The sequence below is a fragment of the Bacillus sp. lyk4-R2A-2 genome (assembly GCF_030209735.1).
Lineage (GTDB): Bacteria > Bacillota > Bacilli > Bacillales > Bacillaceae > Bacillus > Bacillus pumilus.
Genome location: NZ_JARVRK010000012.1, coordinates 57037 through 68822 on the forward strand (window position 1 = coordinate 57037; position 11786 = coordinate 68822).

11 protein-coding genes are annotated in these 11786 nt (G+C 45.6%); 9 read left to right on the forward strand and 2 right to left on the reverse strand.

The window, feature by feature from the left end; genetic code table 11:
- The first annotated feature begins 11 nt into the window (after nucleotides 1-11).
- The 5 genes from purM to ablB all read left to right on the forward strand — a co-directional run bounded on the left by purM (nucleotide 12) and on the right by ablB (nucleotide 5635).
- Entirely contained in the window at nucleotides 12-1052 is a 1041-nt protein-coding gene (gene purM, locus QRN39_RS17490) for a phosphoribosylformylglycinamidine cyclo-ligase (protein ID WP_212046336.1), read from the forward strand.
- Entirely contained in the window at nucleotides 1049-1618 is a 570-nt protein-coding gene (gene purN, locus QRN39_RS17495) for a phosphoribosylglycinamide formyltransferase (protein ID WP_044141522.1), read from the forward strand. The genes purM and purN overlap by 4 nt, the downstream gene beginning before the upstream one ends.
- A 15-nt stretch (nucleotides 1619-1633) precedes the next feature.
- Nucleotides 1634-3172, forward strand: a complete 1539-nt coding sequence (gene purH / locus QRN39_RS17500; RefSeq protein WP_284907767.1) for a bifunctional phosphoribosylaminoimidazolecarboxamide formyltransferase/IMP cyclohydrolase — start codon at nucleotides 1634-1636, stop codon at nucleotides 3170-3172.
- Nucleotides 3173-3184: 12 nt separating this feature from the next.
- The gene (purD, locus tag QRN39_RS17505) at nucleotides 3185-4459 is read left to right on the forward strand and encodes a phosphoribosylamine--glycine ligase (RefSeq protein WP_284907768.1); all 1275 of its coding nucleotides are present in this window, start codon (nucleotides 3185-3187) and stop codon (nucleotides 4457-4459) included.
- A gap of 330 nt (nucleotides 4460-4789) precedes the next feature.
- Nucleotides 4790-5635: a putative beta-lysine N-acetyltransferase gene (ablB, locus tag QRN39_RS17510; RefSeq protein ID WP_284907769.1), complete on the forward strand. Its 846-nt coding sequence runs from the start codon at nucleotides 4790-4792 to the stop codon at nucleotides 5633-5635.
- Here ablB and QRN39_RS17515 read toward each other — a convergent pair.
- Nucleotides 5630-7288 carry a PucR family transcriptional regulator gene (locus QRN39_RS17515; protein WP_284907770.1) on the reverse strand — a complete coding sequence of 553 codons (1659 nt, stop codon included), beginning with the start codon at nucleotides 7286-7288 and terminating at the stop codon, nucleotides 5630-5632. The genes ablB and QRN39_RS17515 overlap by 6 nt on opposite strands.
- Before the next feature lie 190 nt (nucleotides 7289-7478).
- On the opposite strand from QRN39_RS17515, the gene QRN39_RS17520 reads away from it, so the two are divergent.
- Genes QRN39_RS17520 through QRN39_RS17535 form a run of 4 tightly spaced genes read left to right on the forward strand, consistent with a single transcriptional unit; the run spans nucleotide 7479 to nucleotide 11463 of the window.
- Nucleotides 7479-8843, forward strand: a complete 1365-nt coding sequence (locus QRN39_RS17520) for an aspartate aminotransferase family protein (RefSeq protein ID WP_212046328.1) — start codon at nucleotides 7479-7481, stop codon at nucleotides 8841-8843.
- A gap of 12 nt (nucleotides 8844-8855) precedes the next feature.
- On the forward strand, nucleotides 8856-9542 hold the full coding sequence (locus QRN39_RS17525; protein WP_050945719.1) for a CoA transferase subunit A: 687 nt from the start codon (nucleotides 8856-8858) through the stop codon (nucleotides 9540-9542).
- Nucleotides 9518-10183 (forward strand): 3-oxoacid CoA-transferase subunit B, encoded by a 666-nt coding sequence (locus QRN39_RS17530; protein WP_050945720.1) that lies wholly within the window; start codon nucleotides 9518-9520, stop codon nucleotides 10181-10183. The genes QRN39_RS17525 and QRN39_RS17530 overlap by 25 nt, the downstream gene beginning before the upstream one ends.
- 14 nt (nucleotides 10184-10197) lie before the next feature.
- Nucleotides 10198-11463, forward strand: coding sequence for a peptidase (locus tag QRN39_RS17535; protein ID WP_113386802.1), 1266 nt, complete (start codon nucleotides 10198-10200; stop codon nucleotides 11461-11463).
- A gap of 32 nt (nucleotides 11464-11495) precedes the next feature.
- Here QRN39_RS17535 and QRN39_RS17540 read toward each other — a convergent pair whose 3' ends face one another.
- Nucleotides 11496-11717, reverse strand: coding sequence for a YgaP family membrane protein (locus QRN39_RS17540; RefSeq protein WP_034320223.1), 222 nt, complete (start codon nucleotides 11715-11717; stop codon nucleotides 11496-11498).
- Nucleotides 11718-11786 lie beyond the last annotated feature (69 nt).

Below are 11786 nucleotides of genomic sequence, written 5' to 3' on the forward strand. Positions count from 1 at the left end.
GAGTGAATGTGATGTCAGAAGCATATAAAAACGCCGGTGTCGACATCGAAGCAGGGTACGAAGCCGTCAAACGAATGAAAACACACGTAGAACGTACAAAACGAGCAGGTGTCATGGGCGCTCTAGGTGGATTTGGCGGTATGTTTGATCTATCTGAGCTGCCATACAAAAAGCCCGTTCTTGTTTCAGGAACAGATGGTGTCGGAACGAAATTAAAGCTTGCCTTTTTAATGGATAAACACGATACGATCGGCGTCGATGCCGTGGCCATGTGTGTCAACGATGTGCTTGCACAAGGGGCAGAACCGCTCTTTTTCTTAGATTACTTAGCCGTTGGAAAAGCAGATCCGGTAAAAATTGAATCCATTGTCAAAGGTGTGGCTGACGGATGTGAGCAGTCTGGTTCAGCACTTGTCGGCGGTGAGACAGCCGAAATGCCAGGTCTTTACACAGAAGAAGAATATGATATTGCTGGTTTTTCAGTAGGTGTAGTTGAAAAGGATGAAATCGTAACGGGAGAGGGCATCAAGGAAGGGCATTTGCTTATTGGACTCAGCTCAAGCGGAATTCATAGCAATGGATACTCTCTCGTTCGTAAAGTCTTGCTGGAAGACGCTGGTCTTGACCTGCATCAAACGTATGCACCTTTTACAAGACCGCTCGGAGAAGAGCTTCTTGAACCGACAAAAATTTATGTGAAGCCCGTACTCAAACAAGTGAAAGCCGGCAAGGTTGACGGCATGGCACATGTGACAGGCGGCGGTTTTATTGAGAATTTACCACGTATGCTGCCTGAAGGTCTTGGTGTTGAGGTAGATAACGGCTCATGGCCAGTACCACCCATTTTCTCCTTTATTCAAGAAAAGGGTCAGTTGAAGGCAGAAGAGATGTTCAACGTGTTTAATATGGGCATTGGCTTTGTCCTAGCTGTCAAAGAGGACGATCTTGTGGATGTGATTAGCGGACTTGAACAGGATGGAGAGAAAGCATTTCTCATCGGACGTGTTCAAAAAGGAGAAGGTGTCACATTCGGCGGTGGAAGCCTCTCATGAAGAAGTTTGCGATCTTCGCCTCTGGAAGCGGGACGAACTTTCAAGCCATTATAGATACGTTAAAAGAAGAAAAGTGGCAGGCAGAGGCCGCCATTGTGATTTGTGATAAACCGGGTGCAAAGGTGCTGGAGCGTGCTGAGAAAGAGGGCATTCCCTCCTTTGCTTTTACCCCGAAGGCTTTTCCGAATAAAGCCGCTTTTGAACAAACAATCATCGAACAACTGAGGCTTCATGAAGTAGAATGGGTTTTCCTTGCGGGGTATATGAGACTAATCGGCCCGACATTACTTGAAGCATACAAAGGGAAAATCGTGAATATCCACCCATCCTTGCTGCCAGCTTTCCCTGGTCTTGATGCCATCGGACAGGCGTATCAAGCAGGCGTCAAAGTGGCAGGCATCACCGTCCATTTTGTTGACGAAGGGATGGATACAGGTCCGATTATTGACCAAGCCGCGATCTATATTGAACAAGGCGAAGAGCTTGAATCAATTGAAAAAAGAATGCATGAACTAGAACACACACTATATCCAAAAGTGATCAAATCACTTTTAGAATTATCTTAATGAGGTGACGAAGGCATGACGATCAAACGCGCATTAATCAGTGTTTCCGATAAAACGAATCTTGTACCTTTTGTGAAAAAATTAACAGAACTTGGTGTTGAAGTCATTTCAACTGGAGGTACTCATAAGCTTCTTCAAGAAAATGGCATTGATGTCATTGGGATTTCTGAAGTCACTGGATTCCCTGAAATCATGGACGGACGACTCAAAACGCTTCACCCGAACATTCATGGTGGATTATTGGCAGTGAGAGAAAACGATGAGCATATGGCACAGATTGAAAAGCATGGCATTCAGCCGATTGATCTTGTTGTCGTGAATCTCTATCCATTCAAAGAGACGATCTCAAAAGACGATGTAACGTATGAAGAAGCAATTGAAAACATTGATATTGGCGGACCGGGAATGCTTCGTGCGGCATCGAAAAACCACCAAGACGTCACAGTGATTGTCGATCCTCGTGACTATGATACAGTCGTTCAGCAAATCAAAGAAGGCGGCGTGTCACTTGAGAAAAAACGTGAGCTTGCGGCGAAGGTATTCCGTCATACAGCTGCTTACGATGCCCTCATTGCAGATTATTTAACGAACTTTGTTGGCGAAACAGAGCCAGAGCAGTTCACCGTCACGTTCGAGAAAAAACAATCCCTTCGTTATGGAGAAAACCCGCACCAAGCGGCGACTTTCTATGAAAATGCTCTTCCAAGCAAAGGCTCTTTGGCAACAGCTACACAGTTACATGGAAAAGAGCTTTCCTACAACAATATTAAAGATGCAGATGCAGCTCTTCAAATCGTACGTGAATTTACGGAGCCAGCGGCTGTGGCTGTAAAACATATGAACCCATGCGGCGTTGGTACAGGAGAAACGATTGCAGAAGCGTTTGATCGTGCCTTCAAAGCAGATGAAACCTCTATTTTTGGCGGCATTGTGGCGCTGAACCGTGAAGTAGACAAGCAAACGGCTGAGGTGCTCCATACGATTTTCTTAGAAATCGTCATCGCTCCATCGTTTAGCCAAGAAGCGCTTGACGTGTTAACAGCGAAAAAGAACCTTCGTCTATTAACATTAGATGTAGAAGCAGATCTTGAGAAAAAAGAAAAGCAGCTAACAAGTGTTCATGGCGGACTGCTTGTGCAGGACATTGATACGTATGGCTTAGAGGAAGCAACGATTTCTATTCCAACGAAAAGAGAACCAACAGAAGACGAATGGAAAGACTTAAAGCTTGCTTGGAAAGTCGTCAAGCATGTGAAATCAAATGCGATTGTCCTTGCAAAAGATCAAATGACAGCAGGGATCGGCGCTGGTCAGATGAACCGCGTGGGCTCAGCAAATATTGCGATTGAGCAAGCAGGTGAAAAGGCGAAAGGAAGCGCTCTAGGCTCTGATGCGTTCTTCCCAATGGGCGATACAGTGGAAGCTGCTGCAAAGGCAGGCGTCACAGCAATCATCCAGCCAGGTGGTTCCATTCGTGATGAAGAATCAATCCAAAAAGCAGATGAATACGGCATCGCCATGGTCTTCACTGGCGTTAGACATTTCAAACATTAAGGGGATGACAGTGTGAACGTATTAATTATCGGCAGAGGCGGAAGAGAGCATACCATCGCATGGAAAGTGAACCAAAGTGAACTTGTCAGCCAAGTATTTGTCGCACCCGGCAATGATGGAATGGCAGATGCTGCGAAGCTTGTACCGATCGACGAAGGTGATCATGAGGCATTAATTCGTTTTGCAAAAGACAATGAAATCGGCTTAACGATTGTCGGTCCAGAGGTTCCTTTAATTGCAGGTGTAGTCGATGCATTTGAAGAGGCAGGTCTAAAGGTATTTGGACCAAATGCAAAAGCCGCAGTCATTGAAGGCTCAAAGGAATTTGCAAAAGACTTAATGAAAAACTACGATATCCCGACCGCCGCTTATGCCACTTTTACATCGTTTGAAGAAGCGAAGGCATATGTGGAAGAAAAGGGTGCGCCGATTGTCATTAAAGCAGATGGTCTCGCAGCAGGAAAAGGCGTGACAGTTGCGATGACACTTGAAGAGGCGATCGACTGTCTGCACGACTTTTTAGAGGATGAAAAGTTTGGCGATGCAAGTGCTTCTGTCGTCATCGAGGAATTTTTAACAGGTGAGGAATTTTCACTGATGGCCTTTGTCAATGGAGAAAAGGTGTACCCAATGGTGATCGCGCAAGATCACAAACGGGCATTTGAAGATGACAAAGGACCGAATACCGGCGGAATGGGCGCTTATTCACCAGTGCCACAAATTTCAGATGAAGTTGTCCAAAAAGCGGTGGAAGATGTCGTCAAACCGGCGGCTCGCGCCATGGTGCAGGAAGAGCGTCCGTTTACAGGCATTTTATATGCAGGCTTAATGCTAACACCAGAAGGCTCAAAGGTCATTGAGTTCAATGCACGCTTCGGCGACCCTGAAACGCAGGTGGTTCTCCCTCGTCTTGAATCAGATCTAGTTCAAGTCTTCCTCGACATTCTGGACGGAAAAGATGTGGACTTGCGGTGGAAAGACACTGCCGCTGTCAGTGTCGTTCTTGCTTCAGAAGGATATCCTGAGGACTACGCAAAAGGCGCGCCAATCGGTGCTTTGCAAACAACGGTATCTGATGTCGTGACCTTCCACGCAGGAACAAAAAAAGAAAACGATCAATTCGTCACAAATGGCGGCCGTGTAGCGAATGTGACAGCATTTGATGACACATTTGAAGCGGCAAGATCAAGAGTGTATGAAGCGGTTGAAGAAATCATTCAACCAGGTCTATTTTATCGCCGTGACATTGGCGCCCGTGCGCTGAAGGCTGCGGGGAAAACCGTTTAATCAAAACACCTTTCTATCTGATGAGATGGAAAGGTGTTTTTTGTTCATGAGAAGGGATGCCGATTGAAAATGAAGAAGTAGTATGGGATCACGAATAGATATAGGGAGGAAACATGGAAATCAAAGCATTTATTATCTTTGCAATCGTCATACTTATTTTATTTCTCATAACTATAAATAACATCATGTTGATTGCCATTAAGCACAATAAAATGAAAAAGGCTTCAGCCATTAGTTATATGATACTTTCAATTTTTTCTGGCATCGCTATTTCGTCATTTCTAATTTGGACATTCTTTATTAAATAATTCATTAGAGAGGAATGAGTGTATGGTGCAATTGAAGGAACTTGCGAATGAGCGTTTTTCTGCCTTGATCTGTATTGATTCATTTAATAAGCGAATCCGTTTAGATGATTATAGCGGGAGGGTGCGGGATGTCATTCCATCCGTTCTTCAGGAAGCGGCGGACTGTAAGGCTTCTAAGGTCATTGTGAAAGTAAGACGTGAGCATGTGCCGCTTTTTTTAGAAAAAGGCTTTCGGCTTGAAGGGGTGTTTTCTCATTATTTCCTTGGAAGTGACGCTTACGGTATGTCGCTTTTTCTCACTGAGGATCGAATGAACAGTTCGTATTGGCTGCAGGAGGATGAGATCGTCGCATCCATTCAAGCAAAAGTAATCAAAAAAGACCAAGGCACATGGCAGGATGAGTATGTGATGAGAAAAGCCGATCCAAAGGATATTCACAAGCTGGCAAAGCTCTATGATACCGTCTTTGAAACGTACCCTACGCCAATGAACGAGTCAGATTATATTCAAAAGGTAATGGAGGAAGGGACCATTTTTTATGCTGTTGAACATGACGGACACATTGTGAGTGCAGCATCCGCTGAGATCAATGCGCCGTATGGTCATGCAGAATTAACAGACTGTGCGACCCTTCCTTCATATAGAAAACTAGGATTCATGCATCATTTGATTCTAGCCCTTGAAAAAGAACTCCAGTCGATGCATATCTATGTCTTTTACTCACTTGCACGTGCACTATCCTATGGAATGAATCAAGTGTTTTATCAGCTTGGCTATACGTATACCGGGCGCTTCCAAAACAACTGCTATATTTTTGACAAAATTGAAGATATGAATCTATGGGTCAAAACGCCAAATGAATCATGAAATGGTTCTCATCTGATCAAGCAGACCAGATAGGCGGTACGCCATGATACTAAGCTGCAGCTTCATCCGATCATCAGTGGATTTGAGGCTGCAGCCTGTTCTCGTTTCAATTTGTTTCAGCCGGTAGCTTAACGTATGTCTATGAATAAATAATTCTCCCGCAGATTTTTGAATATTTTCATTGTGCGCCAAATACACTTCGAGTGTATGAATCAGGTCAGCCCCTTGTTTTTTCGTATATAGCAACGGACTTAACAGCTCCACGTAAAAATCATGCAAATTCATACCCGCTTCATTCATTTCAAGAAGCATCCCATATAAGCCGAGCTTTTGATAATGAATGATGCTCTCGTCTGTTTTTAAAAGCGGAAGAAGCCTAGCTGCATACTGCGCTTCCTTTGCGCTTTTTGCAAAGAGACTGATCTGGTCATAGGCTCTCCCAATGCCAATGACAATCGGATGGACGGGGAAAAAATACGACCAAGTGCTCCGGCACTCCTCTGCTGCGCGATACCACTCCGCTTCTTGAAACGCTTTTTTTCCTGCTGGTGTTAGGACAAAAATGGAATCGAGCCTTGTCTTTAGTAAAAAAGGAATATGTCTGCGTTCAAAGATCGAGGTGAGTAATTGCGATAGACGCTGCATCATTTGGTGATCGAGCTGTGTGTGCTGATGCTGGAATTGAAAGTAGATCACCACCTGCTCGTCGCTCATATCATATTGCAGCTTTGTTGCTTGTTCGACCACGTAGCTTTCTTCTGTATATTGCTGCTGCAAAATATCATCTAACAAATGTCCCTGCATTTGGTTTTCTGTATCTTGAATGGCTTTTTGCTTCAGCCATTCAATCGCATACACGGCCCCGGCATGCTCGATTGCAATCGCGTCGAGATGATGCCACGTATCCTTTTTCTTTAAAGACACAATGAACCCGAAAATATCACCCATCGCAATCACCGGACATGCGGCGAGGACAAATGCTCCGCACGTGTCATAAACGAGCCGCCCTTTTTCTTCTGCCTGCTTGAGAAGGGGCATGGTTTCAATTGGTTCATGATCTGTCAGAAAGCCAAAAGCAGGAGAGTACGTCACTTCATCTTTGATGAGATGAGCCGCTGTTTGATGTAAAAAGACATCAAGAACGACAATGTTTGCTGCAGTGAGATGTGCCAGTTCCTCTGTAATTTGCGTCACATTTTTATTCCTTACATTTAATTGGGTCAGTCTTTGATGAATAGCGGATGAATATTTAAGCTGATGAAGCTGACTGCTCACGATTTGTTCTAACACGGCTTTTGTAATGTCCGAGAAATTGATGTGCGGGGGAATCTCGATGAGCGGAATGCCGCTATTTTTCGCCGCTTGAATGAGTGATGCTGGAATGTCGCTTAAGTACACACCTTTATAAATGGCGATAGCTGATAGCCTTTGAGTTTGAATCAATTCCTCAAGCCGGTCGCGTCTTTCTTGATTGTCTGCGAGTCCAAATCCGGTTGTGACGAGCAATTCTCCTTCGGAAAGCCTCGACGTGTCTTCGATGATTTCCACGATGGTCACCCATTGAATGAGTCGGTCCAGTCCATTTTCTCCAGCGAGCAGCTTTGTTCCCTTCATGATATCGAGCGAAAGTGCATCTTTGACGAGAATCGCCATAGACTCATGACCTCCTTTTGAACACTCTTATACACGATGTATAAAAAATGCGTCTGAAATTCGGGCATGTGGCGAATGGAGGATGACTGCCCTCTTGATTAAGCTAATCTTATAACAAGTATACAAAATTTTCTTGCGATTCATGAAAAAGAAAGAGGCAGCTGCTGACGAGAGAGGGAGGAATGGCAAAGTGGAGACCCGGGATTACTTAATCAAACCGATGTTGAATCAGCATTATCCTGTGGCTGTGAAAGGAGAGGGAATTTATTTATATGATCGGGACGGAAAAAAATATATAGACGGCTCATCGGGGGCTGTCACGGCAAGTATTGGACATGGCATACGTGAAATCGTTGATGCCATGACCGAGCAAGCGGAAAAAGTGAGCTTTACGTACAGATCACAATTCACAAATGAACCAGCAGAAGAACTTGCCTATGAATTGAGTACGCTTTGTCCAGGTAACCTGAACTGGTCTTTTTTTGTCGGAAGCGGATCAGAGGCAACGGAAACGGCTATGAAAATTGCTATTCAGCACTGGCAGGAGCAGGGAAAGGCTGAGAAGAATCACATTATCTCACGATGGATGAGTTATCACGGCATCACCCTCGGTGCACTGTCGATGTCCGGACATATTGCAAGGAGAGAGCGCTTTGAACCATTGCTCGAAAAGAACCCAGTGCTGTCTCCGCCATATAGCTATCGTTCATGGCTGCCGAAGGAAGAGGGCAAGCAGGTTGAATGGTATGTTCAGGAATTTAAAACCGTCATTCAGCGTATAGGAAAAGAGAGGATTGCCGCTTTTATTGCAGAGCCGATTGTTGGAGCATCGGGAGCGGCACTTGTACCGCCAGATGGATATTTTGATGCAATGAAGCGTGTCTGTGAGGAAAACGATATTTTAATGATTGCAGACGAAGTCATGACAGGCTTTGGACGAACTGGGAAAATGTTTGCGATGGAGCATTGGGGCGTTGTACCAGATATTATGGTTCTCGGCAAAGGGATGAGTGCTGGCTATTCACCGATTGCGGCAGCCGTCTCAGCGGATCATGTCATCGCACCAATTCTGAGCGGTTCCGGCTCTGTGATGGCAGGTCACACCTATAGCGGCAACCCGCTTTCAGCAGCCGTCTCACTGGCTGTCATTCGATATATGAAAAAACATCAGCTTCCTGAACGAGCGGATCTGTCTGGCCGCTATTTAATGAATGCTTTAAAGGATGTGCAAACAAACCATTTCATCATAGGAGATGTGAGAGGAAAGGGACTGCTCATCGGCATTGAGTTTGTCGCAGACCGTTTATCGAAAACACCATTTCCTGCCCATGCTCAAATGACGCATTTAGTCGTTGAGACAGCGAAGCAAAATGGCTTGCTCGTTTACCCAGCAAGCGCTGGAGAGGATGGAGTGGGAGGTGCAGCGGTCATGATCGCTCCGCCGCTTTCTATCACGCAGCAGGAGATGGATGAACTCATTCAATTATTTGAGCAGACAATCACGCAGGTCGAACAAGAAGTCATCAACCGAGGGTTTTTCCCATCTGCGATGTAGGGAGGAAAGATGATGAACAAAACAGTGAATGTAGATGAAGTGATCACGCATTTTAGGGACGGCATGACCATCATGTTTGGCGGATTTGGCGGCGTAGGGTCCCCGCCATCATTGATCGATGCCATCCTAGAAGCCAATATCAAAGATCTGACATTGATCGGAAACGATGCAGGCTTCCCGCAAATAGGTGTTGGCCGGCTGATCACAGAAGGAAGAGTCAAGAAGATCATTGCTTCTCATATTGGCTCAAATCCAATAGCCGGACAGAAAATGCAATCAGGTACACTAGATGTTCATTTTTACCCGCAGGGCATTCTAGCAGAAAAAATACGAGCAGGCGGGATGGGCTTGGCAGGCATTGTAACAGATGTCGGCATGGATAGCCTCAATCTTGATGAGAAGCAGCTCGTGCCACTAAACGGAAAGACATATATCCTTGAACCTGCGCTGACAGCGGATATTGCCATTGTGAATGCATTCAAAGCAGATGAAGCAGGAAATCTGATATTTGATAAAAGTGCACGGAATACAAACCCGATTGTGGCGATGGCAGGAGACTGGACCATTGCGGAAGTGGAAGAGATTGTGCCTGTAGGTAGTCTTCATCCAGAGGAAATCGTGACACCAGGCGTATTTGTGAACCAGATCGTGCAATCAAAAGGAGTGAACTGGACATGGGCATGGGAGACAACGATATAAGACACCGCATAGCCAAACGGGCGGCGCAGGAAATTGAAGATGGCATGATCGTCAATCTTGGGATCGGCATCCCAACCCTTGCGGCTGATTACATTCCAGCGCATTACAACGTATGGCTTCATGCAGAAAACGGCATTATGGGGGCAGGCGCCTCACCAGCACAAGGAGAAGAAGATTCGAACTTGTGCAATGCCGGTGGTTTTCCTATTACGTTAACAAAAGGCGGCTCATACATGGACAGCACGACTGCTTTTGGCATCATTCGAAAAGGCATGCTGGATATGACCATTTTAGGTGCACTTGAAGTAAGCAGTCAGGGTGATCTTGCGAATTGGATTGTGCCAGGCAAACGAGTACCCGGGATGGGCGGAGCGATTGAGCTTGCGCAAAAGGCGAAAAAGGTTGTGGTGGTGATGAGCCACCTCGATAAACACGGTGAATCAAAGGTGAAATCTGCCTGCACACTGCCCTTAACTGCTAAGTCTTGTGTGGATCTGATTATAACGGATATGGCAGTCATTGAGGTCAAATCGCAGCTGCTCATTTTACGTGAAGTCATGCCGCCGTATCAGCCGGAAGATGTCATAAGGGCGACAGAGGCACCTTTAATTTTAGCGCCTGATGTCAAATCTGTTGTGTAGAAAGGATGAATGACTTGCAGCCAATCACACGTATCAGAAGCTGGATGAGAGAGCACCAAGATGAAGCGATTGCGCTTCTTCAGCAAATGGTGCAATGTGAGAGCACCCAAGGGAATGAACAAGGTGTGCAGCAAATCGTAGCAAATAAGCTGTCTGCCATTGGTTTTGATGTAGATGTATGGGACATTGGCGGAGAAGACTTGCTAGAACACCCGTATTTCTATTCCCCGAGACGTTCCTTTAAAGGAAGTCCCAATGTCGCCGGACGATTGAAGGGAAAAGGGGGCGGCAAATCCATTTTATTAAATGGGCACGTCGATGTTGTGCCAGCAGGAGATACGAAACAATGGACATATCCGCCCTACAGCGGGCATATCATAAACGGGAGACTTTATGGACGCGGGGCAACAGATATGAAAGGCGGAAACGTTTCTTTACTCTTTGCACTAGAGGCACTGCATGCACTACAGATTCCGCTGAAAGGAGATGTCGTGTTTCATAGTGTCGTCGAAGAAGAGAGCGGCGGTGCAGGCACCCTTGCAGCCATACTGAGAGGGTATACAGCAGATGCGGCCATCATTCCAGAACCAAGTCATATGAAAATCTTTCCGATTCAGCAGGGATCTAAGTGGTTCAGACTGCATATTAAAGGAAGGGCAGCTCATGGCGGAACAAGATATCACGGCGTTTCCGCTATTGAAAAAAGTATGATCGTTCTTTCACATATAGCAGCACTTGAAGAAGAACGAAATCAGCGCATCACCGAGCCGTTATTTCAGCATATCCCGATTCCAATCCCCATCAACATAGGGAAAATTCAAGGCGGTGATTGGCCGTCCTCTGTAGCAGATCTGGTCACAATGGAGGGAAGACTTGGTGTGATGCCAGGTGAGACGGTTGAGCAGGCAGAGAAGGAACTAGAAAATTGGATGATGGGACTTGGGGAAAAGGATGAATGGTTCAAAGAGCATCCTGTTGAGGTCGAATGGTTTGGTGCAAGATGGCTTCCAGGCTCAATTGATACGGACCATCTACTTTTAGGTCTATTGAAGGAACAATATGAAGCGGTCAAGAAGGAGCCGCCAAAGATCGAAGCCGCTCCTTGGGGAACAGACGGCGGATTACTGTCACAGGCGGCAGGTATCCCGATCATCGTATTCGGACCTGGAACAACGGAGCTTGCCCATTTCCCGAATGAATCCATCGACATTGAGCATGTGATTGAAGCAGCGGAAATTATCGCAGGTACGATGGTGGAATGGTGTGAAGCAGCGGAGTGATATGAAAACGATCACAAAAAAAGAAGGCTGTCTCACTCAGCCTTCTCTTTATGTGTGTCTTGCTGCTCACACATATACGTCACTGGACAAAAACGAAGAATGCCAGATGCCAGTTTCATTCCGCCGAACATGATGCTGAAAAGAAGCATTTTACTCCATGGTTTTCTAGCATATAAAGAACCAGCTACAGTACATATTGTCATTCCACAGGCAATTCGAATGAGCGCTTCCATTAAGCCGAGATTAGGTTTCATTGAAGGTAAATCTCCTTTTTTAAATATTTTAAGTGTGATTTCAAGAAATTGTAACGTTTCATTAATGCG